The sequence below is a fragment of the Pseudacidovorax intermedius genome (assembly GCF_001476815.1).
Classification (GTDB): domain Bacteria; phylum Pseudomonadota; class Gammaproteobacteria; order Burkholderiales; family Burkholderiaceae_C; genus Xenophilus; species Xenophilus intermedius_A.
On record NZ_LDSL01000044.1, the window covers coordinates 1 to 22,843 of the forward strand.

The window sequence follows — 22,843 nt, forward strand, 5'->3', positions numbered from 1 at the left end:
GCCCAGCGCGGCGGCGGCATCGGCCCACTGCAGCGGGCCGACCTTCAGGAAGGCTTCCACCTGCGCCGCCAGGGCGGGCAGCACCGGCTTGAGGTAGAGCGTCAGCAGGCGGAAGGCCTCGATGCAGGTGGTGCAGACGTCGTGCAGGCGCACTTCCTGCCCGGCCTGCTTGGCCAGTTCCCAGGGCTTGTTGGCGTCCACGTAGGCGTTGACCTGGTCGGCCAGGGCCATCACCTCGCGCAGGGCGCGGGCGTAGTCGCGGCCGTCGTAGAGCTGGCGCAGGTCCTCGGCGCCGGCGCGCAGGATGACCAGCAGGTCCTCGCCGTCGGCGGAAACGGTGCCGAGCCGGCCGCCGAAGCGCTTGGCGATGAAGCCGGCCGAGCGGCTGGCGATGTTGATGAACTTGCCCACCAGGTCGCTGTTGACGCGGGCGACGAAATCCTCGGGGTTGAAGTCGATGTCCTCGTTGCGGCCGTTGAGCTTGGCGGCGATGTAGTAGCGCAGCCATTCGGGGTTCAGGCCTAGGCTCAGGTACTTGAGCGGGTCGATGCCGGTGCCGCGGCTCTTGCTCATCTTCTCGTTGTTGACGGTCAGGTGGCCGTGCACGAAGACGCCGTCCGGCGCCTTGCGGCCGCTGAAATGCAGCATCGCCGGCCAGAACAGGGTGTGGAAGGTGATGATGTCCTTGCCGATGAAGTGCACCTGCTCCAGGTCGGGCTGGGCCATGTAGGCGTCGTAGTCCTCGCCCTTCTTGCCCAGCCAGTTCTTGAGCGAGGCCAGATAGCCGACCGGCGCGTCCAGCCACACGTAGAAGTACTTGCCCGGCGCATCGGGAATCTCGATGCCGAAATAGGGCGCGTCGCGGCTGATGTCCCAGTCGCCCAGGCCGCCGGTGCCGTCTTCCTTCTTGACCAGCCATTCGCGGATCTTGTTCTGCACCTCGGGCTGCACGTGGCCGGGGGCCGCGGTCCATTCCTTCAGGAAGGCCTCGCAGCGCGGGTCGGACAGCTTGAAGAAGAAATGGTCGGAGCTGCGCAGCTCCGGCTTGGCGCCCGACAGCGCCGAATAGGGATTGATCAGCTCGGTGGGCGCGTAGACGGCGCCGCAGACCTCGCAGTTGTCGCCGTACTGGTCCTTGGCATGGCACTTCGGGCATTCGCCCTTGATGAAGCGGTCGGCCAGGAACATGCCCTTCTCGGGGTCGTAGAACTGTTCGACCGGGCGCGTTTCGATCAGGCCGGCCGCCTTGAGGTCGCGGTAGATCTGCTGGGCGAGTTCGTGGTTCTCCGGCGCGTCGGTGGAATGCCAGTTGTCGAAGGCGATGTGAAAGCCGTCGAGGTAGGGCTTGCGGCCGGCGGCGATCTCGGCCACGAAGGCCTGGGGCGTGATGCCCGCCTTGTCGGCCGCGATGGTGATGGCGGCGCCGTGGGCGTCGTCCGCGCAGACGAAGTTGACCTCGGCACCGTTCATCCGCTGGAAGCGCACCCAGATGTCGGCCTGGATGTATTCCATGATGTGGCCGATGTGGAACTTGCCGTTGGCGTAGGGAAGGGCGGTGGTGACGAAGAGCTTGCGCGCTGCGGGCATGGATGTCGGTCTCGCGGATGGGCCGGCGGGCGCGGCAGGGCGCCGCGCTCCGGCAGGGTCGGGCATTTTAGGTTTGGGCCCGGCCTCGCCGTATCCTCGGGACTTTGCCCGCAGACAACCCGGAGGACGCCCCGTGACCACCCCCCGCATTCCCGCCACCCTGATCTCCGGCGACGGCATCGGCCCCGAGATCATGGAAGCCACGCTGGCCGCGCTCGATGCCCTCGGCTCGCCCTTCGAATGGGACCCGCAGATCGCCGGCCTGGGCGGCGTCCGGACCGCGGGCGACCCTTTGCCCGAGGCGACGCTCGAGAGCATCCGACGCACCCGCCTGGCGCTCAAGGGCCCGCTGGAGACGCCCTCGGGCGGTGGCTACCGCAGCTCCAACGTGCGGCTGCGCGAGGCCTTCCAGCTCTATGCCAACGTGCGGCCGGCGCGCACCATCATCCCGGGCGGGCGCTTCGACGACATCGACCTGCTGGTGGTGCGCGAGAACCTCGAGGGCCTGTACATCGGCCACGAGCACTACATCCGCATCGAGGACGACCCGCATGCCGTGGCCATGGCCACCGGCATCAACACCCGCCAGGGCTGCAAGCACATCCTGCGCTATGCCTTCGACGCCGCCGTGGCCCAGGGCCGCAAAAAGGTGACGGTGGTGCACAAGGCCAACATCATGAAGGCGCTGACCGGCATCTTCCTGGAGACGGCCGAACAGCTCTACGCCGCCGAGTACCAGGGGAAGTTCCAGTTCGAGACCATGATCGTGGACGCCTGCGCCATGAAGCTGGTGCTCAACCCCTGGCAGTTCGACATGATCGTCACCACCAACCTGTTCGGCGACATCCTGTCCGACCTGGTGGCGGGGCTGGTGGGCGGCCTGGGCATGGCGCCGGGTGCCAACATCGGCGCCGATGCGGCCATCTTCGAGGCAGTGCACGGCTCGGCGCCGGACATCGCGGGCAAGGGCATCGCCAACCCCATCGCGCTGATGCTGGCCGCGGCCCAGATGCTGGACCACGTGAAGCGCACCGACCTGGCCGACCGTCTGCGCACCGCCATCGACCAGACGCTCAACGTCGACAACGTCCGCACCGGCGACCTGGGCGGCGGTGCCAACACCATCGCCTTCACCAAGGCGCTGGTCGCGCGGATCAAGGGGGGTGCATGACGACCGAGCAGAACCTGCCCATCCTGTCGCCCTCCGAGGCGCGGGTGCTCGGCGTGCTGATCGAGAAGCAGCGCACCGTGCCCGACAGCTATCCGCTCACGCTCAACAGCCTGCTCGCCGGCTGCAACCAGAAGACCAGCCGGCACCCTGTGATGGAGCTGGCCGAGGCCGAGGTACAGGAGGCGCTGGAAAGCCTGCGCCGCCGCAGCCTGGTCGACGAGAGCAGCGGCGGCCGGGCCATGCGCTACGGCCACAACACCGACCGCGTGCTGCGGCTGCCCTCGCAGTCGGTGATCCTGCTGGCGGTGCTGATGCTGCGCGGCCCGCAGACGGCGGGCGAGCTGCGCATCGCCAGCGACCGCATGCACAACTTCGCGGACATCTCGTCGGTGGAAGGCTTCCTGGACGAGATGGCCGAGCGGCCGGCCGGGGCGCTGGTGGTGAAGCTGCCGCGCCTGCCCGGGGCGCGCGAGAGCCGCTGGGCCCATCTGCTGTCCGGGCCGGTGGCGGCCGAGCTGATGGCGGTGCCCGCGGGCGGTGCCGCCCCCGTGGCCGGCGGCGATGCCGGCGAGACGGCGACCCTGCGGGTGCGCGTCGACCGGCTCGAAGCCGAAGTCGCCGCGCTCAAGGCCACGCTGGCCAAGGTCTGCGCGGACCTGGGCATCGAGGTCGCCTGAAGCGGCGCCGGGGCAGCCTCTACCGCATTGCGCTGTCACCCAGTGGACGCCCGCCGCCACCGGCCCTGCGCTACCGTGCCGCTCCCTTGCAAAAGAACGACCCGGAGACACCCATGACCCATCCCCCCGCCTTGGCCGAATGGCACCGCCTGGTGCAGACCCACGACAGCGCCGGCCTCTGGGCCCTGCTGGCCGAGGACGCCGTCTTCCACTCGCCCGTGGTGCACACGCCGCAGGTGGGCCGGCCCATCGTCAGCGCCTACCTCACGGCGGCCTTCCGGGTGTTCTTCAACGACACCTTCCGCTACGTGCGCGAGACGGTCGCGTCCGACCATGCGGTGCTGGAATTCGCCGTCACGCTGGACGGCATCGAGGTCAACGGCGTGGACATCGTCAGCTGGAACGCCGAGGGCCGCATCACCCAGTTCAAGGTGATGCTGCGGCCGCTCAAGGCGGTGAACCTGATCCACCAGCGCATGGGCGAGATGCTGGCGGCCCGCCAGGGCTGATGGGCAGACGGCGGGGCGACCCCCGGGCCTGCCCCGCCGCCGACCTGCCGCCTGGAGCCGAATGGCCCCTTTGTCCGACAGCCTCCAGGCGCCCCGCTGCCTACGATGCCGACAAGGGAAGCCCGGGGTGCCGTCGCCGCAACACACAACAACAGGACACGCGACCTGACCCGAACCCGCCGGCGCCATGGGCGGCGCCGGCCCGTTTCGAGCACGAGGTCTGGCGATGTCCACGAACACGCCGCGCACGTCCGCGGCCACCACCGGCAGCCGGGAACAGGCGCGCAAGCTGGAGGAAGAAGGCCGCCTGAAGCCCGGCGCCCGGCGCCGCCTGCCCGCGCAGGCCCAGGACGCGGACCTGCCGCGGCCCCACGCGCCCGGCAGCCACGATGGCGAAAAGGTGGGCGGGCAGGGCGATGCTGTGGGCGCGCCGCATCCCGCCGCCAAGGGCCGCGACGCCCCGGTGGACGTCCGTTGAGCCCGCTGCACCGAATGCGCCCGACAGATCCCTGTCGCAATCTGCGCACGCCTTTCCGGCGTTGCATGCCGGGCAGGCCACGCGCTCTTCGTGCGTGAACGCCGTCGCGAAGGTCCCATGCCCTGGCTGAAGATCCTGCACATCGGCGCCGTCATCCTCTGGTGCGGCTCGCTGCTCTACCTGCCGCTCGCGACCGCGGCGGCGTCCGGCGACGCACGTCGGCGTCCGGCCGCGCTGGGCGAGCCGCAGGACGAGATCCTGCGCGCCCTGTTCATCTGGGTGGCCACGCCGGCCGCCCTGGTCGCCATCGCCTCCGGCACGCTCATCTTCATGGTGCAGGGCACGCTGGGGCTCTGGCTGCTGGCCAAGCTGGTGCTGGTCGGCCTGCTGGCGCTGGCGCATGCCAGTTTCGGCCTGCTGATCCTGCGGGTGGAACGCGGGCAATCCGCCCGGCACGCGGCGCTGCTCGTCGGCGCGCTGCTGCTGCCGCTGCTGCTGGCGATCGCGTGGCTGGTGCTGCGCAAGCCCGGGCTGGACGGGGCATTGCCATGAGCGGCGTGTGCCCGATGGCGGCGCCTGCCCGGCCAGCGCCCGCCGATGCTGGGGCGGCCTGTTCAGGTCAGGTCGACCGCCACACCCTTTTCGTACACCAGCCGCCCGCCGAGGTAGGCCGCCAGCGCGATGAAGCCGGCGGTGAACAGGGTGATGCCCGCGCCCCAGGGCCACAGCCATTGGGCGGGGTCTTCCGCCCGCCAGCGCAGCGCCCAGTTCAGGCTGGCGAGCGACAGCATCATCACGGCCACGATGGCATGGCCCCAGGCCGTGACCAGCCGGCGGATGCGTTTGACCGTCAGCAGGTCGATCAGCCCGGCCACGCTGGCGGTCCAGCCGCCCGCCGCGCCGACGCCCGCCAGCCACAGGCCGGCCCGGGCCCAGAAGGGGTCCTGCGTCCACCACCAGGCGGCGTCGGTGCCCACCAGCCCGATCAGCGCGGCCACCGGGAAGTGGATCAGCATGGGATGCAGCGGATGGCCGGCGATCGCGGCGCGGCTGCGGATGGGCTCGGGCAGGGCGGTCTGCGGGCTCGGAGGGGCGGCGCTCATGCCGCCATTGTGGGGCTCGCCCTGCTGCCGATGCTCGGCGGATGCCGGGGGCCGCTGTCGGTGCTCGACCCAGCCGGGCCCTCGGCCGGCGCCATCGCGCAGGTGTGGTGGTGGATGTTCGGTGTGGCGGTGGCGGTGCTGGTGCTCATGGTGGTGCTGGGCGCACTGGCCATGCGGGGCCGACGCGGCGGCCAAGGCGAGGATGCCGGCGCCGACGCGCACCGCTTTCCCGGCGACGGCGCGCGCCAGCGCCGCATCGCGCGCCGCTGCCTCATCGGCGGCGGGCTGCTGCTGCCGGGCGTGGCCATCACGGCGCTGCTGGTCTTCGGCTCGCCGGCCGGCTTCCACCAGCTGCCCTGGCCGGGCGCGGCCGCCGCGCCGCTGCGGGTGGAGGTCACCGGCCACCAGTGGTGGTGGGAGGTGCATTACCCCGACACCGGCCAGCGCCTGCGCAACGAGCTGCGCCTGCCCGCCGGCCGCGCGGTGGACGTGCACACCCGCAGCGCCGACGTGATCCACGGCTTCTGGGTGCCGCGCCTGGGCGGCAAGCTCGACGCCGTGCCGGGCCGCACGCTGGTCGTGCGGCTGCAGGCGGACCGGCCCGGCACCTACCGCGGCGTGTGCGCCGAGTTCTGCGGCGCCGGCCATGCCCACATGCCGATGGTGGTGCAGGCGATGCCGGCCGAGGACTTCGATGCCTGGCTGAACGCGTCGCCCGCTGCCGCCCGGACGCCACGGCCACCCGCCGTGGCCGCCGCCTTCGCGCAGGAGGCCGGCCGATGACCGAGCGCGAACAGCCCACCAGCGAGGCCACCAACCGGCAGGCCGACGACGCCCTGCACCGCGCCCTGCACCAGACCTGGCGCAACCCGCCCGGCTGGCGCGCGGCGGCGGCCGTCAACCACAGCACCATCGCGCAGCGCTTCATGCTCACGGGCGGCGCCTTCTTCCTGATCGCGGGCGTGCTGGCCATGCTGATCCGCGCGCAGCTGGCGCTGCCGCGGCACGACTTCATGGGCGTGGAGGCCTACAACCAGGCCTTCACCATGCACGGCACGCTGATGATGTTCCTGTTCGCCGTGCCCATGCTGCAGGGCATCGCGGCCTACCTGCTGCCCAAGATGATCGGCGCGCGCGACCTGGTGTTCCCGCGGCTGTCGGCCTTCGGTTACTGGTGCTACGTATTCGGCGGCGTCATCTTCACCAGCAGCCTGGCCTTCGAGCTGGCGCCGGATGCCGGCTGGTTCATGTACACGCCGCTGTCGAGCAACGTGTACTCGCCGGGCATCAATTCGGACTTCTGGCTCATCGGCATCACCTTCGTGGAGATCTCCACCATGGCGGCGGCCATCGAGCTGGCGGTGTCGGTGCTGCGCACGCGCGCGGCCGGCATGGCGCTGCAGCGCATGCCGGTCTTCGCCTGGGCCATGCTGGTCACCTCGCTGATGATCGTGATCGGCTTTCCGCCGCTGATCCTCGGCTCGCTGCTGCTGGAGCTGGAGAGGGCCGCCGGCTGGGCCTTCTTCGACCCCACGCGCGGTGGCGATCCGCTGCTGTGGGCGCACCTGTTCTGGCTCTTCGGCCATCCGGAGGTCTACATCATCTTCCTGCCGGCCACGGGGCTCATCTCGACCATGGTGCCGGTGTTCGCCGGCCGGCCGCTGGTGGGCTACCGCTGGGTGGTGGCGTCGCTCATCGGCATCGGCTTCCTCAGCTTCGGGCTGTGGGTGCACCACATGTTCACGCTGGGCATTCCGGCGCTGGCGCAGGCCTTCTTCTCGGCGGCCAGCATGCTGGTGGGCATTCCGACGGCGGTGCAGATCTTCGCGTGGCTGGCCACGCTGTGGACCGGCCGGCCGCGCTGGGAGGTGCCGATGCTGTGGATCGCCGCCTTCCTGGTGGTCTTCGTGGCCGGCGGCCTCACCGGCGTGATGCTGGCGCTGGTGCCCTTCAACTGGCAGGTGCACGACACGCATTTCGTGGTGGCGCACTTCCACTACGTGCTGGTGGGCGGCATGCTGTTCCCGCTGCTGGCCGGCCTGTACTACTGGCTGCCGCACATGAGCGGGCGCATGCCCTCGAAGCGCCTGTCGCGCGCGGGCTTCTGGCTCACGGTGATCGGCTTCAACGGCACCTTCCTGGTGATGCACTGGACGGGGCTGCTCGGCATGCCGCGGCGCGTGTACACCTACGAGCCGGGGCTGGGCTGGGAATGGCCCAACCTCATCTCCTCGGTGTTCGGCTTCGTCATGGCCTTCGGCGTGGTCACGGTGCTGCTGGACCTGGCGCTGCACTGGCGCCTGGGCCGGCGGGCCGAAGTCAACCCCTGGAAGGCCGACACGCTGGAATGGGCGACGGCCATGCCTGCGGAGGCCTACAACTTCGCCAGCCAGCCGGCGGTGCACACCCGCCATCCGCTGTGGACCCGTCCCGGTCTGCCGGCCGAGATCGCCGCCGGCCGCCATGCGCTGGCCCGCGGCGTGGCCGCGCGCGAGACGCTGGGCAGCAGCCCCGTCGCCGCCCGGCCTACCGAGCTGATCGTGCTGCCGGGCAACAGCTGGCTGCCCTTCCATGCCGCGCTGCTGATCGCGTTGCTGTGCGTGATGCTGCTGCTCAAGCTGTACTGGCTGGCGGCCATCGCGGCGGCGGGGGCGGCACTGGTGCTGCTGCGCTGGTCCTGGGTCAACGGCGACCATCCCGGCTATGGCGCGCCGCACGAGGAGCAGGAGGCCGAGACGGCGGTGCATGGCGTGCGGCTGCGCCCACACACGCACGGCGCGGACGGGCCGGGACTGTGGGGCATGAAGTTCACGCTGCTGGCCGATGGGGCGCTGTTCAGTTCGCTGCTCTTCGGCTGGTTCTACCTGTGGACGGTGGCACCGGGCTGGCAGGCGCCGGCGCGGCCGGCGGTCGGCTGGTGGCCGCTGCTGGCCGTCACGGTGCTGGCGGCGGCCGCGAGCGGGTTGATGGCGCAGGCCGTGGGCCGGCTGCGCGCCGGCCGGGCGCATGGGCTGGTCGCTCGCTTCACCGTCGCCGGGCTGCTGGCGTTGTCGGCCGCGGGCGGGCTGGCGCTGCTGGGTTTCGGCCTGGCGTTGCGGCCGAGCGCGCAGGCGCACGATGCCATCGTCGCCGTCACGCTGCTGTACCTGGGCGTCCACACGCTGCTGGCCGGGATGCTGGCGCTGATGCAGACGGCGCGGGTGCGTGCAGGGCTGGTGGGCGCGCACCGGCCCTACGAGCCCGGCGTGGTGGCGGCTTTCGGCCACTACACGGCGGGAGCCTGCGCGGTGGCCTGGCTGGCGCTTGCGCTGGTGCCGCGGGGATGGGCATGACGGGCCGCTCTCGGACCCTGCTGCAATGGCTGTCGCCGGACAGTCCCTGGCAACTGGCGCTCGGCTTCACGCTGTGGTCCGTCTGGTTCGTGGGGGTGTACAGCGGGGTATCGGTGGCCTGTTCCAAGCGCTGGTTCGCTGGCGCGGCGGGCTCGGGAACGGCCAGCGCCGCGCTGATGGGCGTCACGGCGCTCACCATCGTGCTGCTGGCGCTCGCGGCCGTGCGCTGCCTGCGCCATGCGCACGCGCTGCGCGGGCTGGACCCGGCCGGCCCCCGGCGCCCGGCGCGGCCGGATGATGCCGTGGGCCAGGCCGAGGGCGACGACCCGCCGGGCGGGGTGCCGGACAGTGCCTTCGCCCAGCGCCGCGAACGGCGGCGCTTCATCGCCGCGTTGTCGGCGGTGCTGCACGCGGTGGCCGCCGTGTCCACGCTGTTCGTCGCACTGCCGCTGCTGTGGCTGCCGCCCTGTCTTTGACGGCGCCGACCTTCTGCGATCCGGTCCCACGCCTCCCAAGCCCTTTCTTCCGGAGTTCCACCATGCCCATCGACCTGCTGCGCCTGTGCACCCTGGATGCGATGCCCGCCCTGCCGCAGAACTGGTGGGCCGCCTGGAGCTTGGCGCCGGCCGTGCTGCTGCCGCTGCTGGCGCTGGCCGTTCTGGCCGGCGGGCAGGGCGCCGTGGCGCGCTTCGCGTCACCCGCCTTTCCGGCACTGCCCGGCGGTGCTGCCCGTCGCTGGCGCCTGGCGGGGCTGACGCTGCTCGCCCTCGCGCTGGTCTCGCCGCTGTGCCGCCTGGCTGCGACGCTGGCGTCCGCGCACATGGTCCAGCTGATGGTGCTGGTGGCCGGCTGCGCGCTGCTGGCGCTCGGCTGGGCGCCGCCGCGCCGCACCCATCCCGCCGCGCTGCCGCTGGCGGCGGCCCTGCACGGCGGGCTGCTGTGGCTGTGGCACCTGCCGGCCGTCTATGCCGCCACGCTGACCAGCAGCCTCGTGCACTGGGCGGCCACGGCGGCGCTCGCAGCGGCGTCCTTCGCCTTCTTCCACCAGGCGGTCCATGCGCCGGCGGAGCGCCGCGGCGCGGCCCTGCTCGCCGTGCTGGCCACGCTGGCCCACACCGGCCTGCTCGGCGCGCTCCTCACCTTCGCCGGCCAGCCGCTCTATGCCCTGCAGGCGCCCGGCGCCCGGGCCTGGGGCCTGGACCCGCTCACCGACCAGCAGCTCGCCGGGCTGGTGATGTGGGTGCCCGGCGGCCTCAGCTACATGGCCCTGGCGCTGGGGCTGGCGCTGCACCACGGGTCGGCGCAGGGCCGGCGCAGCCGGCGCGGCGCGGGTCCGGCGGCCCGCGGCACGCGCGAGCCCGCGGCCCGCACCGGCTGACGCTTGCCCCTTCCGCGGCAGCGGCCGGCCCGGGGCCCGTAGACTCGCCGCCCAATTGAGGAGCCATATCCAATGACCGTGACCCCCGAGGGCCTGCTCGACGCCCTGAAGAGCGTCCAGGACCCGAACACCGGCCAGTCCTTCGTGGCGGCCAAGGCCGTGCGCAATCTGCAGATCGACGGCGGCGACGTCGCCTTCGACCTGGTGCTGGGCTACCCGGCGCGCAGCCAGCATCCGGCGCTGCGCAAGTCGCTGGTGGCCGCAGCGCGCAGCCTGCCTGGCGTGGAGAACGTGTCGGTCAACGTGCTGACCGAGATCACGGCGCATGCCGTGCAGCGCGGCGTGCAGCTGCTGCCCGGCGTGAAGAACATCGTGGCCGTGGCCTCGGGCAAGGGCGGCGTGGGCAAGAGCACCACCGCGGCCAACCTGGCCCTGGCGCTGGCGGCCGAGGGCGCGCGCGTCGGCCTGCTCGACGCCGACATCTACGGCCCCAGCCAGCCCATGATGATGGGCGTGAGCGGCCGGCCCACCAGCCCCGACGACAAGACCATGGACCCGCTGGAAGGCCACGGCGTGCAGCTGATGTCCATCGGCTTCCTGGTCGACCCCGACCAGGCCATGATCTGGCGCGGCCCCATGGCCACCCAGGCGCTGGACCAGCTGCTGCGCCAGACCAACTGGAAGGACGTGGACTACCTGGTGGTCGACATGCCGCCCGGCACCGGCGACATCCAGCTCAGCCTGAGCCAGCGCGTGCCCATCACCGGCGCGGTGATCGTCACCACGCCGCAGGACATCGCCCTGCTCGACGCCCGCAAGGGCATCACCATGTTCGAGAAGGTGGGCGTGCCCATCCTCGGCATCGTGGAGAACATGGCGGTGCACGTGTGCACGAACTGCGGCCACGTCGAGCACATCTTCGGCCACGAGGGCGGCAAGAAGATGGCGGCCGAGCGCAACATGGCCTACCTGGGCGCGCTGCCGCTGGCCATGGCCATCCGCGAGCAGGCCGACGGCGGCAAGCCCACCGTGGCGGCCGAGCCCGAGGGCGAGATCGCCGGCCTGTACAAGGCCGTCGCGCGCCAGGTGGCGGTGAGCATCGCGGCCAAGGCCAAGGACTTCTCGTCCAAGTTCCCGACCATCTCGGTGAGCAAGAACACCTGAGAACGCCGGCAGGGCGGCTGACACCGCTGTTCCTCATCCTTGCAAATTGATCACCGTCCGATCAATTTGCAGGGAAGCCGCGGGGCGATGATCGTCACCGTCCAATCCGCTCCCCAGCGCGCCGCATGAACCTCAGCTCCCTGCGCTACCTCGCCGCCCTGGCCGAGCACCGGCATTTCGGCCGGGCGGCGGCGGCCTGCCACATCACGCAGCCGGCGCTGTCGAACGCCCTGCGCGCGCTGGAGGCGGAGTTCGGCGTGGCCATCGTGCGGCGCGGGCGGGCCTATGCGGGCCTGACGCCCGAAGGCGAGCAGGTGCTGGCCAGCGCCCACCGCATGCTGCACGAGCAGGAGCGGCTGCAGCAGCAGCTGCGCAGCGAGGCCGGCCAGCCGCGCGGCCGCCTGCGCATGGCGGCGGTGCCCACGGCCATGCCGCTGCTCAGCCGCTTCGCCGCGCGGCTGCGGGCGCGGCATCCGGGCATCGTGCCCACCGTGCTGTCGATGAGCTCGCTGGAACTGGAGACGGGGCTGGACCACCTCGCCATCGACTTGGCCCTGGGCTACACCGGGCGCCAGGGGCCGGCCACGAAGGCGCTGCAGACCTGGCCGCAGATGGCCGAGCACTACGTGCTGCTGGGCCCGGCGCCCGCCGAATCGCCCACGCAGGCCGAACCCATCGGCTGGGCCGAGGCCGCGCGGCTGCCGCTGTGCCTGCTCACGCCCGAGATGCACAACCGCGCCATCGTCGATGCCGCCTTCGCCGCCGCAGGCGCGTCGCCGGTGGTGCCGGCCATCGAGACCAACTCGGTGCTGACGCTGGTGGTGGCGGTGCAGGCCGGCGACGTCTGCGCCGTGCTGCCTGGCGCCATGGCCGACACCGTGCGTGGCCAGGCCGGCCTGCAGGCCCGGCCGCTGGTGGCGCCCGAGGTGCGCACGCCCATCGGCTTCATGGCGCCCGCGGCGGTGCGCCCATCGCTGGCGCTGCAGGCGGCCATCGCGCTGCTGCAGTCGGCCGACTGGCTGGCGGAGGTGCAGGCGCATGGCGGCCAGCCGGGCGCCGCGCCCGACCCGCGCTGAACGCGACGCACGCCATGGGACTGTGGGATGCGCTGCGTGCGCTCTGGGAACTGCTGGTGATCGTCGGCCGCTTCTTCCTGTGGCTGTTCAACGTCGGCCAGTGAGGCGGCCCGCACGATTCGCCCGCCGAATCGCCCCATGTCCAGAAGCAATTTGACCGGCCCGCAGCGCCTGCCCACACTGGCCGGATGTCCGAACAGAAGATCGCGTTCTACAAGGGCCCGGCCGGCGGCTGGGGTGCGCTGCGCAGCGTGACGCAGGCCCTGCTGCGGCAGGACATCGCGGTCAAGGGCGCCCGCACGCTGCTGTCGGCCAACCAGCCCGACGGCTTCGACTGCCCGGGCTGCGCCTGGCCCGACCGCAACCACCAGTCCACCTTCGAGTTCTGCGAGAACGGCGCCAAGGCCGTGGCCGCCGAAGCCACGGCGCGGCGGGCCGGGCCCGAGTTCTTCGCCCGCCACACGGTGGCGGAGCTGGCGCAGCAGAGCGACTTCTGGCTGGAGGACCAGGGTCGCCTGACGCACCCCATGGCCTATGACGCGGCCACCGACCGCTACCTGCCCATCGACTGGGACGAGGCCTTCGCGCGCATCGCCCGGCACCTGAACGCGCTGCCCGACCCCGACCAGGCCATCTTCTACACCTCGGGCCGGGCCAGCAACGAGGCGGCCTTCCTGTACCAGCTGTTCGTGCGCGAGTACGGCACCAACAATTTCCCGGACTGCTCCAACATGTGCCACGAGCCCAGCGGCGCGGCCATGAAGCCGCAGATCGGCGTGGGCAAGGGCACCGTGACGCTGGACGACTTCACGCAGGCCGACGCCATCTTCATCTTCGGCCAGAACCCGGGCACCAACCATCCGCGCATGCTGGGCGAGCTGCGCGCCGCCCACAAGCGCGGCGCGCGCATCGTGAGCTTCAACCCGCTGCGCGAGCGCGGCCTGGAGCGCTTCGCCGATCCGCAGGACAAGCGCGAGATGGCGACGCTGGGCGCCACGCCCATCAGCACGCACTATTTCCAGCTGCGCGCCGGCGGCGACCTGGCGGCGGCCAAGGGCATGATGAAGCACCTGCTGGAGGTGGAGGCCGCCCGCGGCGGCGTGCTCGACCATGGCTTCATCGCCGAGCACACGACCGGCTTCGAGGCGCTCGCCGCCGACCTGCGCGCCGAGGACTGGGCCGTGCTGGAAGAGGAATCGGGCCTCATGCAGGCCCAGCTGCGCAGCGCCGGCGACGTCTACCTGGGCGCGCGGAGCGCCATCGTCTGCTGGGGCATGGGCATCACCCAGCATCCGCATTCGGTGGCCACCATCCAGATGCTGACCAACCTGCTGCTGCTGCGCGGCAACATCGGGCGGCCCGGCGCCGGGGCCTGCCCGGTGCGCGGCCACAGCAACGTGCAGGGCGACCGCACCATGGGCATCTGGGAGAAGCCGCCCGCCGCGCTGCTCGACCGCCTGGAGCAGGTCTTCGGCTTCGCGCCGCCGCGCCGGCCGGGCGTGGACACGGTGGAGGCCATCCGCCTGATGCTCGAGGGCCGGGGCCGCGTCTTCTTCGCGCTGGGCGGCAACTTCGCCGCCGCCACGCCCGACACCTTCGCCACCTGGCGCGCGCTGCGGCAGTGCGACCTGACGGTGCACGTGGCCACCAAGCTCAACCGCAGCCACGTGGTGCACGGCCGCGAGGCGCTGATCCTGCCCTGCCTGGGCCGCACCGAGATCGACCTGCAGGCCGCCGGCCCGCAGGGCGTGACGGTGGAGGACTCGATGAGCATGGTCCACCTGTCCGCCGGCATCAACCCGCCGGCTTCGGCCGAACTGCTGTCCGAGCCGGCCATCGTGGCCCGGCTGGCGGCCGCCACGCTGGGCGCGCGCAGCCGCACACCCTGGCTGTGGCTGGTGGAGGACTATGCGCGCATCCGCGAGCTGATCGCCCGCGTGTTCGACGACTTCCACGACTTCAATGCCCGCGTGGCGGTGCCCGGCGGCTTTCGCCTGCGCAACACGGCCAGCGAGCGGGTGTGGGCCACGCCCGGAGGCAAGGCCGCCTTCGTGCCGCATGCGGTGCCGCGCGACACGCCGGTGCACCGCGCACGCCGCCGCGCCGGCGGCGCGCAGACGGTGTTCCACCTCATGACCACGCGCTCGCACGACCAGTACAACACCACCATCTACGGCATGGACGACCGCTACCGCGGCGTCTACGGCCAGCGGCGGGTGGTGTTCATCCATCCCGAGGACATCCGCGCGCTGGGCCTCGTGGACGGCGACCGGGTGGATATGACGACGGTGTGGGACGACGGCGAGGCGCGCCGCGCCGACGACTTCCGCCTGGTCGCCTACGACATCCCGCGCGGCCACCTGGCGGCCTACTACCCGGAGACCAATCCGCTGGTGCCGCTGTCGGCCACCGCGCTGGTTGCCGGCACGCCGACGTCCAAGGCGGTGCCGGTGGTGCTGACGCCGCACGGGAACACGCGCAACGCCGGCGCAACCGCCACGGTGACGCAGCCGCCGCCCGCCAATGCCTTGGCCTGAACCCGCCGACCTGCATCCCACCGCCTGGGCGCTGCTGCAGGCGCTGGCGGCGCAGCCGGCCGGCCAGTGCGTTTCGCTGCCGCGGCTGGGCAAGCAACTGGGGCAGGGCGCCAGCGTGCTGCTGCGCTGGCTGGCGCTCATGGGCGATGCCGCGGTGGGCGGCGAGGCGGGCCCCGGATGGGTCGTGCTGTCGCAGGCCGACGGCCGCTGGGTGGCCCAGCTGACGGAGGCGGGACGGGCCTTCGTCGAGGCGGTCGCGCCACCGCATGCCCACGGCGAAACGGCCGTGGACGGACCTCAGGCAGACCCGCGACCCGCTCCGACCCGCGCTCAGGGTTAGCCCGGGGAGCGTTCGATCATCGAACGCGCCGGTTCGCTGATCGTTCATCTGGGCGTGTGCAGCGTTGTGGGGCCGGTGAGGGATTTCCTACAGTCGCGGCCATCGCGGTTCCTGCCGAGCGGGCCGCCTGGTGTCCAATCCCCCTCCCGCCACAACCTGCCCCCGCCATGCGCCGATCCATCGCCACCGTTTCCCTGAGCGGCACGCTGCGCCAGAAGCTCGAGGCCGTGGCTGCCGCCGGCTTCGACGGGGTGGAGCTGTTCGAGCCCGACTTCACCCACTTTCCCGGCATGGCCGGCGCCCTGGGCCGCATGGCCGCCGACCTGGGCCTGACGATCGACCTGTTCCAGCCCTTCCGCGATTTCGAGGCCATGCCGCCCGGCCTGTTCGCCCGCAGCCTGGACCGCGCCGAGCGCAAGTTCGACCTCATGCAGGCCATGGGCGCGCCGCTGATGCTGTGCTGCTCCAACACCTCGCCGCTGTCGGTGGACGAGCCCGAGCTGGCCGCCGAGCAGCTGCATGCCCTGGCCGAGCGCGCTGCCCGCCGCGGCCTGCGCGTGGGCTTCGAGGCGCTGGCCTGGGGCCGCCACACCGCCCGCTACGGCCAGGCCTGGGACATCGTGCGCCGCGCCGACCATCCGGCCCTGGGCCTGATCCTCGACAGCTTCCACACGCTTTCGCTGCGCGACGACCCGGCCGCCATCGCCGACATCCCGGGCGACAAGATCTTCTTCCTGCAGATGGCCGACGCGCCGCTGCTGTCCATGGACGTGCTGCAGTGGGCGCGCCACCACCGCGTGTTCCCGGGCCAGGGCGACTTCGACGTCGTGGGCTTCTACGAGCAGGTGCTGCTGGCCGGCTACAGCGGCCCGCTGTCGCTGGAGATCTTCAACGACATGTTCCGCGAGACGCCCAACCGCCGCACGGCGGTGGACGCCATGCGCTCGCTGCTGTACCTCGAAAGCCAGGTGCGCCAGCGCCTGGCCACGCGCGCCGCGGCCGCCCGGCCCGACGCCCGCGCCGCCGACGTGCTGCAGGTGCGCGAACTGGCCGAGCCGCCCGCCGCGCCGGAGTTCGCGGGCGTCGCCTTCATCGAATTCGCGGCCGACGAGGCCACCGCGCCGGGCCTGGGCATGCAACTGCGCCAGCTGGGCTTCCGGCGTGCCGGCCGGCACCGCTCCAAGGCGGCGTCGCTCTACCGGCAGGGCGACATCGCGGTCATCGTCAACGCCGAGCCCGCATCCTTCGCCCGCAGCCGCTTCGAGCTGCACGGCCCCTCGGTCTGCGCCCTGGGCCTGCGCACGCCGCAGCCGCAGGCCGCGCAGGACCGCGCCGTCGCCCTGCGCTCGCAGCGCCACCGCAGCCCGCTCGGGCCGGGCGAGGTCGAGGTGCCGGCCATCGTCTCGCCGGGCGGCAACCTGATGCATTTCGTGGACGAGCGCCTGGGCCCGGACGGCCTGTTCGCCGCCGACTTCGTCCCGGACGAGGACGACGACACGGCGCCCGACGCCGGCCTGCGCCGGGTGGACCACATCGCCCTGGGCCTGAGCCTGGAGCAGTACGACACCTGGACGCTGTTCACCCGCGCCGTGCTGGGCCTGTCGCTGGCCGAGAGCCAGGAACTGGCCGACCCCTTCGGCCTGGTGCGCAGCCGCGCCGCCGCCGACGTCGCCCGCAGCCTGCGCCTGGTGCTGAATGCCTCGCTCAGCAGCCGCACGCTCACTGCGCGCACCGTGGGCCGGCGCGGCGACGGCGGCGTGCACCACATCGCCTTCGCCAGCGACGACATCTTCGACTCGGTGGCGCGCCTGCGTGCGCAGGGCGTGGCCTTCCTGCCGATCTCGCCCAACTACTACGACGACCTGCCCACGCGCTTCGACATCGAGCCGGCGCTGCTGGCGCGCATGCGCGAGGCCGGCGTGCTGTTCGACCGCTCGGCCGACGGCGACTTCCTGCACATCTACACCCGCGCCGCGGCCGACGAGGGCCTGTTCTACGAAGTCGTGCAACGCATCGATTTCTACGACGGCTACGGCGCCGCCAACAGCGCGGCGCGCATGGCGGCCCAGGCGCAGGCGCAGACCTGAGCGGCCTTGTTCTTCCCGTTCCACAACCACACGTCACACACCAAAGCGGAGACCTCGCACCATGTCCACCTCTTCCCAAGTGCATGAGCCCCACGGCCGGCACCAGTCCAAGAAGGCCGCCGCCAGCGGCTGGATCGGCTCGGCGCTGGAGTACTACGACTTCTTCATCTACGCCACGGCCGCCTCGCTGATCTTTCCCCAGATCTTCTTCCCCAAGGGCGACCCGGCCATCGCCATCATCGCGTCGCTCGCCACCTACGGCGTGGGCTACGTGGCGCGCCCCATCGGCGCCTTCGTGCTCGGCCACATGGGCGACACCCGCGGGCGCAAGCAGGTGCTGGTGCTGTGCATGTTCCTGATGGGCTTCTCGACCATCGCCGTGGGCCTGCTGCCCACCTACGACCAGATCGGCCTGTGGGCGCCCGCGCTGCTGGTGCTGTGCCGCCTGGTGCAGGGCTTCGCCGTCGCCGGTGAGATCTCGGGGGCCAGCTCCATGATCCTGGAGCATGCGCCCTTCGGCCGCCGCGGCTTCTTCGCCAGCTTCACGCTGCAGGGCGTGCAGGCCGGCCAGATCCTGGCCGCTGCCGTCTTCCTGCCGCTGGCGCACTACATGCCCACCGACCAGTTCAACAGCTGGGGCTGGCGCGTGCCTTTCATCCTGAGCTTCGTGGTCATCATCGTCGGCTGGATCATCCGCCGCGAAGTGGACGAGACACCCGCCTTCACCCAGGAAGGCGCCGCCAAGCCGCGCTCGCCCGTGGCCGAGGCCTTCAAGAACCACGCGCCCGACATGCTGCGCGTGGTGCTGATGTCGCTGATGAACGTGATCCCGGTGGTCGCCACCATCTTCGGCGCCGCCTACGCGGTGCAGCCGGCCTACGGCATCGGCTTCCACAAGGACGTGTACCTGTGGATCCCCGTTCTGGGCAACATCCTGGCCGTGCTGGTGATCCCGCTGGTGGGCAACCTGTCCGACAAGATCGGCCGCCGCCCGCCCATGATCGTGGGCGCGCTGGCCTCGGGCCTGCTGGCCTTCGGCTACCTGTACGCCATCAGCATCGGCAGCGTGGCGCTGGCCATCTGCATGTCGCTGCTGATGTGGGGCATCGTCTACCAGGGCTACAACGCCGTGTTCCCGAGCTTCTACCCGGAGCTGTTCCCCACCCGCACCCGCGTGTCGGCCATGGCCATCTCGCAGAACGTGGGCACGGCCATCACCGCCATGCTGCCGGCCATCTTCGCGGCAGTGGCGCCTCCCGGCTCCACCAACATCTGGCTGACCGTGGGCGCGCTGGCCTTCGGCATCACCATCATCTCGGCCATCGCCTGCTACACCGCCCGCGAGACCTACCGCCTGGCGATGAACGACCTGGGCAAGCCCGAGGCGGCACCCGTGCCGGAGGGCGAATACCTGCGCCTGCGCGACGAGGCGCTGGCCCAGGCAGCGCGCGCCTGATTCGCGCCAAGCCCCCGCACGGCGTGCGGCGGGCGGCGCCGGCCGGCGCGTCGCCGGCAGGGGCTGGGCACAATCCCGAGGCCGTGGTGCTTGCAGCGCCACGGCCTTTTTCTTTGGGCGCGGCCTGGTGCACGTGCCGACCGCCATCGACTTCGCACGCCATGACCACCCACGCCGTCACCGCCCCGCTCCTGCCTTCGCTGGTGCGCCTGCCCGTGCACGTGCAGGGCGAGGCCGGGCTGCCGCCCGAGGGCCTGGCGCGCGAGGACGTGCTGGCGGCCGAGGTGCCGGTGGCGCTGGTCTTCAACGGCATCTCGCATGCCGTGATGATGGCCACGCCGCAGGACATCGAGGACTTCGCCCTGGGCTTCGCGCTGAGCGAAGGCATCCTCGACGCGGCCGGGGACTGCCGCGGCATCGAGGCCGAGGCCGTCGATGCGGCCACTGCCGGCCTGCCCGAGGGCATGCCCGGCATCGAGGTGCGGCTGGAGATTTCGACCCGCGCCTTCGAGCGCCTCAAGGGCCGCCGCCGCAGCCTGGCGGGCCGCACCGGCTGCGGCGTGTGCGGCGTGGAGAGCTTCGCCGCGCTCGACCTCACGCCCGCGCCGCTGCCCGCGCCCGACTGGCTGCCTCGGGTGAACCTGCCCACCGTGCTGCGCGGCTTCGCGCAGATGCCGCCGCGCCAGCACCTGAATGCCGAGGCCGGCGCGATCCATGCGGCGGCGTGGGCCGCGCTCGACGGCACGGTGACCGACGTGCTGGAGGACGTGGGCCGCCACAACGCGCTCGACAAGCTGGTGGGCCGCCTGGCGCGCGAAGGCCGGCTGGGCACGCCGGGCTTCGTGCTGCTGTCCAGCCGCGGCAGCCACGAGCTGGTGCGCAAATGCGCGCGCGTGGGCATCCATGCCATGGCCACCATCTCGGCGCCGACGGCCATGGGCGTGCAGATGGCGAAGGCCAGCGGCGTCAAGCTGTGGGGGCTGTGCCGCGCGCCGCGGGGCGTGCTCTACACGCCCTGAGGTGCCGGGTGCAAGGCCCTTTTGCCGGCTTGCTCGTTTTTCGCAGTAGCTGACGCGCAAAGCTTCTTTGTGCGCCGCAGGCGCGCTGCCTAGATTCGTCGGTCTGGCCGCGTGGATGTCTCGGGGCCGCACGCCACGGACCGATCCACGATGCAGCCGCCTTTTCCGAACCGTCGAAGCTTTCTTGTCGGCATGGGGGGCCTGGCCGTCGGCAGCGCTGCCGGACTGGCCGCAGCCGCCGAGTCCTGGGCTCCCGGACCCCGCGTCGAGTTCCTGGTGCCCTCGGGGCCGGGGGCGGCGCTGGATGCGGCGGCCCGCAAGCTCTCGCGGCTGCTGGAGCAGCAGAACCTGAGCCCGCCCGTCGTCGTCTCCAACCGCTCCAGCGCGCATGGCATCGTCGTTCTGCAGGCGCTGCAGCAGGCCGAGCGCAACCCCAACGTGCTGGCCACGCTCAGCAGCTCGCTGGTCTACAGCGAGGCGCAGGGCGCACTGCCGGTGCCCTACACCGAGTTCACGCCGCTGGCCACGCTGCTGACCGAATACGTGGTGGTGGCCGTGCGCGCCGACTCGCCGCTGCGCACTGGTGGCGACCTGATCGCGCGCCTGCGCCAGGATCCGGCCGTGCTGAGCATCGGCATCGCCACCACCCTGGGCAACCACATCCACCTGGGCATCGCCCGGCCACTCAAGGCGGGGCAGGTGGACGTGACCCGGCTTCGCGTCGTTCCTTACAAGTCCTCCGCAGAGTCGCTCACCGCGCTACTGGGCGGGCATCTGGACGTGATCTCGGCCACCACGCCCAACGTGGTCGGCCAGCTCAAGGCCGGCGCGATCCGCCTGCTGGCCGTGGCCTCGCCACAGCGGCTGGGCGGCGTGTTCGCCGGTGTGCCGACCTGGCAGGAACAGGGCATCGCCGCCGTCGGACAGTCGGTGCAGGGCGTGATGGCGCCCAAGGGCATCAGTGCGGCGCAGCAGGCTTACTGGACGCGCGCGCTGCGCGAGGTCACCCGAACCCCCGACTGGACGGAGTTCCTGGCGCTGAACCAGTGGCAGGACAACTTCCAGGGCCCCAAGGAGACGGCCGTCCAGCTGGCGACGGAATACCGCGAGGTGCGTGCCCTGCTCACAGAACTGCGGCTCGTGCAGGCCTGACCGGCCGCCTTCGTCCGTCCCTCCCACACAACGCCGGAGCACCCATGAGCGATCGCCCTCCTCTTCATCCCGACAGCGCCGTGCGCGTGCAGCCGCTGTCCGCCCACACCGGCGCGCAGATCGATGGCGTCGATCTGCGTGCCCCGCTGCCACCGCAGGACGTGGCCGCCATCCGCGCCGCGCTGCACCAGTGGAAGGTGGTGTTCTTCCGTGACCAGCCGCTCAGCCACGAGCAGCACATCGCGCTGGCGCGGCAGTTCGGCGACCCGACCGTCGGCCACCCCGTCTTCGGCCATGTGGATGGCTACCCCGAGCTGTACTCCATCGCCAAGTACCGGCGCGCCAACAGCCACGAGGGCCAGCCTGAACTGCGCCCCTGGACGGGCTGGCACACCGACGTGACGGCCGCCCACAACCCGCCCGCCGCGTCGATCCTGCGCGGCGTGACGATCCCGCCCTATGGCGGCGACACGCAGTGGACCAACCTGGTGGCGGCCTACCGGGCGCTGTCGGCGCCGATGCAGCGCTTCGTCGACGGACTGCGCGGGCTGCATCGCTTCAGCCCGCCCGCCGGCGCCAATGCCTCGCCCGAGTACCTGGCGCTGGTGCAGAGCAAGACGCTGGTGAGCGAGCATCCGCTGGTGCGCGTGCACCCCGAGACCGGTGAGCGGGCCCTGTTCGTCAGCCCCGGCTTCCTCAAGAGCGTGGTCGGCCTCACGTCGCGCGAGAGCCGCGTGCTGCTGGAACTGCTGTGGGAACACATCGTGCGGCCCGAATTCACCGTGCGCTTCAAATGGGAGCCCGGCTCCATCGCCTTCTGGGACAACCGCGCCACCGCCCATGTGGCGCCCTTCGACATCTTCGACCTGGATTTCGATCGGCAGCTCTACCGCATCACGCTGGTGGGCGAGGTGCCGGTGGGCGTGGATGGGCAGCCGTCGACGGCGGTGTCGGGCGATCCACTGCTCGCAGCCCACGGCGCAGCGTACTGACGGCAAACCCCCCCCATGCCGCTTCGCGGCTCCCCCCTCTCTAGCGCCTTCGGCTTGGAGGGGGGCGCACCCAGAGGCCTGGCAAAGCCAGTTCCTCGGGTGCCCTGGCATGGCCTGCTCCGCGGCCCTTCGATCAGGATCACGGTGTCGGTTTCAGGCGATGCGGGCGCCGCTCATGCTTGGCGCTGGCAGGCTTTGCCTCAGCGCTCGTCGAGCACCGCGTCGGCGGCGGCATCGATGTCCTGCGGCGCCAACGCGGTCACCTCCACCGACCGTCGCGCGGCCCAGGCATGGAAATGCCGCGCCTGCGAGCGTTCGTAATGCGGGTCGTAGTGCAGGGCCATCAGCTCGCCGAAGAGCAGCGGCAGCGCCCCTTCGCGCGCCCACTGCTGCCAGCGCTGCACCGTCTCCTTGCCCTGCATCTCCTTGAGGCCGGCCAGCCGCTCGGCCAGGGCCTCGCGGTCGTCGCCCAGGTAGGCATAGTCGGTGAGCAGGTAGGCCAGGCGCGCCTCCGGCGTGGCGCGGATCTCGATGCAGTCGGCCGCGCGCATGCGCTCCACCAGCGACTGCGGCAGCGCGATGCGGCCGATGCGCGGGCTCTCGCCTTCCACGTAGAGCGGGCGCGACGGGTCGCAGGCTTCGAGCGCGGCGGCGATGCGGGTCTCGAAGTGCTTCTGCGACGGCTGCGGCACGCCCGGCCAGGCGCCCAGCAGCGAGCCCTTGTGGCAGGCGGCGGCCTCCAAGTCCAGCACCTGCGCGCCGCGCTCGGCCAGGGCCTGCAGCAC

The 22,843-nt window shown here is 71.8% G+C and carries 20 protein-coding genes and 1 pseudogene; 18 read left to right on the top strand and 3 right to left on the bottom strand.

Annotated features, from left to right (window positions below; translation table 11 throughout):
* Positions 1-1,587: methionine--tRNA ligase (gene metG / locus NS331_RS06625; protein WP_058641220.1), on the bottom strand; the 1,587-nt coding region annotated here is incomplete at its 3' end.
* Positions 1,588-1,780: 193 nt separating this feature from the next.
* Between metG and NS331_RS06630 the strand changes: the two genes are divergently transcribed.
* The 5 genes from NS331_RS06630 (at position 1,781) to NS331_RS06650 (ending at position 4,974) form a co-directional block, all read left to right on the top strand.
* On the top strand, positions 1,781-2,758 hold the full coding sequence (locus NS331_RS06630) for an isocitrate/isopropylmalate dehydrogenase family protein (RefSeq protein WP_058641236.1): 978 nt from the start codon (positions 1,781-1,783) through the stop codon (positions 2,756-2,758).
* Positions 2,755-3,435, top strand: coding sequence for a YceH family protein (locus NS331_RS06635; protein ID WP_058641221.1), 681 nt, complete (start codon positions 2,755-2,757; stop codon positions 3,433-3,435). Before NS331_RS06630 ends, NS331_RS06635 begins: the two co-directional genes overlap by 4 nt.
* Positions 3,436-3,548: 113 nt before the next feature.
* Positions 3,549-3,944 (top strand): nuclear transport factor 2 family protein, encoded by a 396-nt coding sequence (locus NS331_RS06640; protein ID WP_058641222.1) that lies wholly within the window; start codon positions 3,549-3,551, stop codon positions 3,942-3,944.
* Between the two features lie 226 nt (positions 3,945-4,170).
* Entirely contained in the window at positions 4,171-4,422 is a 252-nt protein-coding gene (locus NS331_RS06645) for a hypothetical protein (RefSeq protein ID WP_058641223.1), read from the top strand.
* Positions 4,423-4,539: 117 nt separating this feature from the next.
* Positions 4,540-4,974 (top strand): CopD family protein, encoded by a 435-nt coding sequence (locus tag NS331_RS06650; RefSeq protein WP_058641224.1) that lies wholly within the window; start codon positions 4,540-4,542, stop codon positions 4,972-4,974.
* A gap of 62 nt (positions 4,975-5,036) precedes the next feature.
* Here NS331_RS06650 and NS331_RS06655 read toward each other — a convergent pair whose 3' ends face one another.
* Complete coding sequence (locus NS331_RS06655) at positions 5,037-5,525, bottom strand: DUF2231 domain-containing protein (protein WP_058641225.1); 489 nt, start codon at positions 5,523-5,525, stop codon at positions 5,037-5,039.
* A 9-nt stretch (positions 5,526-5,534) separates the two neighbouring features.
* On the opposite strand from NS331_RS06655, the gene coxB reads away from it, so the two are divergent.
* The 13 genes from coxB to NS331_RS06720 all read left to right on the top strand — a co-directional run bounded on the left by coxB (position 5,535) and on the right by NS331_RS06720 (position 22,058).
* Positions 5,535-6,308, top strand: a complete 774-nt coding sequence (gene coxB / locus NS331_RS06660) for a cytochrome c oxidase subunit II (RefSeq protein WP_206597325.1) — start codon at positions 5,535-5,537, stop codon at positions 6,306-6,308.
* Positions 6,305-8,857: a cytochrome c oxidase subunit I gene (gene ctaD, locus NS331_RS06665; RefSeq protein ID WP_058641226.1), complete on the top strand. Its 2,553-nt coding sequence runs from the start codon at positions 6,305-6,307 to the stop codon at positions 8,855-8,857. Before coxB ends, ctaD begins: the two co-directional genes overlap by 4 nt.
* On the top strand, positions 8,854-9,333 hold the full coding sequence (locus NS331_RS06670; RefSeq protein WP_153012763.1) for a hypothetical protein: 480 nt from the start codon (positions 8,854-8,856) through the stop codon (positions 9,331-9,333). The genes ctaD and NS331_RS06670 overlap by 4 nt, the downstream gene beginning before the upstream one ends.
* Before the next feature lie 62 nt (positions 9,334-9,395).
* On the top strand, positions 9,396-10,235 hold the full coding sequence (locus NS331_RS06675; protein ID WP_058641228.1) for a cytochrome c oxidase assembly protein: 840 nt from the start codon (positions 9,396-9,398) through the stop codon (positions 10,233-10,235).
* 72 nt (positions 10,236-10,307) lie between these two features.
* Positions 10,308-11,399, top strand: coding sequence for an iron-sulfur cluster carrier protein ApbC (gene apbC, locus NS331_RS06680; RefSeq protein ID WP_058641229.1), 1,092 nt, complete (start codon positions 10,308-10,310; stop codon positions 11,397-11,399).
* A gap of 125 nt (positions 11,400-11,524) precedes the next feature.
* Positions 11,525-12,475, top strand: coding sequence for a LysR family transcriptional regulator (locus NS331_RS06685; protein ID WP_058641230.1), 951 nt, complete (start codon positions 11,525-11,527; stop codon positions 12,473-12,475).
* 188 nt (positions 12,476-12,663) lie between these two features.
* A complete protein-coding gene (locus NS331_RS06690; protein ID WP_058641231.1) occupies positions 12,664-15,012 on the top strand; it encodes an FdhF/YdeP family oxidoreductase in 2,349 nt (782 codons plus the stop codon).
* Complete coding sequence (locus NS331_RS06695) at positions 14,999-15,352, top strand: hypothetical protein (RefSeq protein WP_242873675.1); 354 nt, start codon at positions 14,999-15,001, stop codon at positions 15,350-15,352. The genes NS331_RS06690 and NS331_RS06695 overlap by 14 nt, the downstream gene beginning before the upstream one ends.
* A 167-nt stretch (positions 15,353-15,519) precedes the next feature.
* Positions 15,520-17,439, top strand: a complete 1,920-nt coding sequence (locus tag NS331_RS06700) for a bifunctional sugar phosphate isomerase/epimerase/4-hydroxyphenylpyruvate dioxygenase family protein (RefSeq protein ID WP_058641232.1) — start codon at positions 15,520-15,522, stop codon at positions 17,437-17,439.
* A 61-nt stretch (positions 17,440-17,500) separates the two neighbouring features.
* Positions 17,501-18,895 (top strand): MFS transporter, encoded by a 1,395-nt coding sequence (locus tag NS331_RS06705; protein WP_058641233.1) that lies wholly within the window; start codon positions 17,501-17,503, stop codon positions 18,893-18,895.
* A gap of 161 nt (positions 18,896-19,056) precedes the next feature.
* Complete coding sequence (gene fdhD / locus NS331_RS06710) at positions 19,057-19,914, top strand: formate dehydrogenase accessory sulfurtransferase FdhD (RefSeq protein WP_082702307.1); 858 nt, start codon at positions 19,057-19,059, stop codon at positions 19,912-19,914.
* Between the two features lie 192 nt (positions 19,915-20,106).
* Entirely contained in the window at positions 20,107-21,066 is a 960-nt protein-coding gene (locus tag NS331_RS06715; RefSeq protein ID WP_058641234.1) for a tripartite tricarboxylate transporter substrate binding protein, read from the top strand.
* A gap of 44 nt (positions 21,067-21,110) precedes the next feature.
* On the top strand, positions 21,111-22,058 hold the full coding sequence (locus tag NS331_RS06720) for a TauD/TfdA dioxygenase family protein (RefSeq protein ID WP_058641235.1): 948 nt from the start codon (positions 21,111-21,113) through the stop codon (positions 22,056-22,058).
* Positions 22,059-22,258: 200 nt separating this feature from the next.
* Here NS331_RS06720 and NS331_RS06725 read toward each other — a convergent pair.
* Positions 22,259-22,843, bottom strand: a pseudogene (locus NS331_RS06725) (tRNA 2-selenouridine(34) synthase MnmH); the annotation flags it as partial.

Coding starts and splice junctions, on each gene's coding strand:
- NS331_RS06630 (WP_058641236.1), top strand. CDS start 1,781: ATGGAAGCCACGCTGGCCGCGCTCGATGCCCTCGGCTCGCCCTTCGAA.
- NS331_RS06635 (WP_058641221.1), top strand. CDS start 2,755: ATGACGACCGAGCAGAACCTGCCCATCCTGTCGCCCTCCGAGGCGCGG.
- NS331_RS06640 (WP_058641222.1), top strand. CDS start 3,549: ATGACCCATCCCCCCGCCTTGGCCGAATGGCACCGCCTGGTGCAGACC.
- NS331_RS06645 (WP_058641223.1), top strand. CDS start 4,171: ATGTCCACGAACACGCCGCGCACGTCCGCGGCCACCACCGGCAGCCGG.
- NS331_RS06650 (WP_058641224.1), top strand. CDS start 4,540: ATGCCCTGGCTGAAGATCCTGCACATCGGCGCCGTCATCCTCTGGTGC.
- NS331_RS06655 (WP_058641225.1), bottom strand. CDS start 5,525: ATGAGCGCCGCCCCTCCGAGCCCGCAGACCGCCCTGCCCGAGCCCATC.
- ctaD (WP_058641226.1), top strand. CDS start 6,305: ATGACCGAGCGCGAACAGCCCACCAGCGAGGCCACCAACCGGCAGGCC.
- NS331_RS06670 (WP_153012763.1), top strand. CDS start 8,854: ATGACGGGCCGCTCTCGGACCCTGCTGCAATGGCTGTCGCCGGACAGT.
- NS331_RS06675 (WP_058641228.1), top strand. CDS start 9,396: ATGCCCATCGACCTGCTGCGCCTGTGCACCCTGGATGCGATGCCCGCC.
- apbC (WP_058641229.1), top strand. CDS start 10,308: ATGACCGTGACCCCCGAGGGCCTGCTCGACGCCCTGAAGAGCGTCCAG.
- NS331_RS06685 (WP_058641230.1), top strand. CDS start 11,525: ATGAACCTCAGCTCCCTGCGCTACCTCGCCGCCCTGGCCGAGCACCGG.
- NS331_RS06690 (WP_058641231.1), top strand. CDS start 12,664: ATGTCCGAACAGAAGATCGCGTTCTACAAGGGCCCGGCCGGCGGCTGG.
- NS331_RS06695 (WP_242873675.1), top strand. CDS start 14,999: ATGCCTTGGCCTGAACCCGCCGACCTGCATCCCACCGCCTGGGCGCTG.
- NS331_RS06700 (WP_058641232.1), top strand. CDS start 15,520: ATGCGCCGATCCATCGCCACCGTTTCCCTGAGCGGCACGCTGCGCCAG.
- NS331_RS06705 (WP_058641233.1), top strand. CDS start 17,501: ATGTCCACCTCTTCCCAAGTGCATGAGCCCCACGGCCGGCACCAGTCC.
- fdhD (WP_082702307.1), top strand. CDS start 19,057: ATGACCACCCACGCCGTCACCGCCCCGCTCCTGCCTTCGCTGGTGCGC.
- NS331_RS06715 (WP_058641234.1), top strand. CDS start 20,107: ATGGGGGGCCTGGCCGTCGGCAGCGCTGCCGGACTGGCCGCAGCCGCC.
- NS331_RS06720 (WP_058641235.1), top strand. CDS start 21,111: ATGAGCGATCGCCCTCCTCTTCATCCCGACAGCGCCGTGCGCGTGCAG.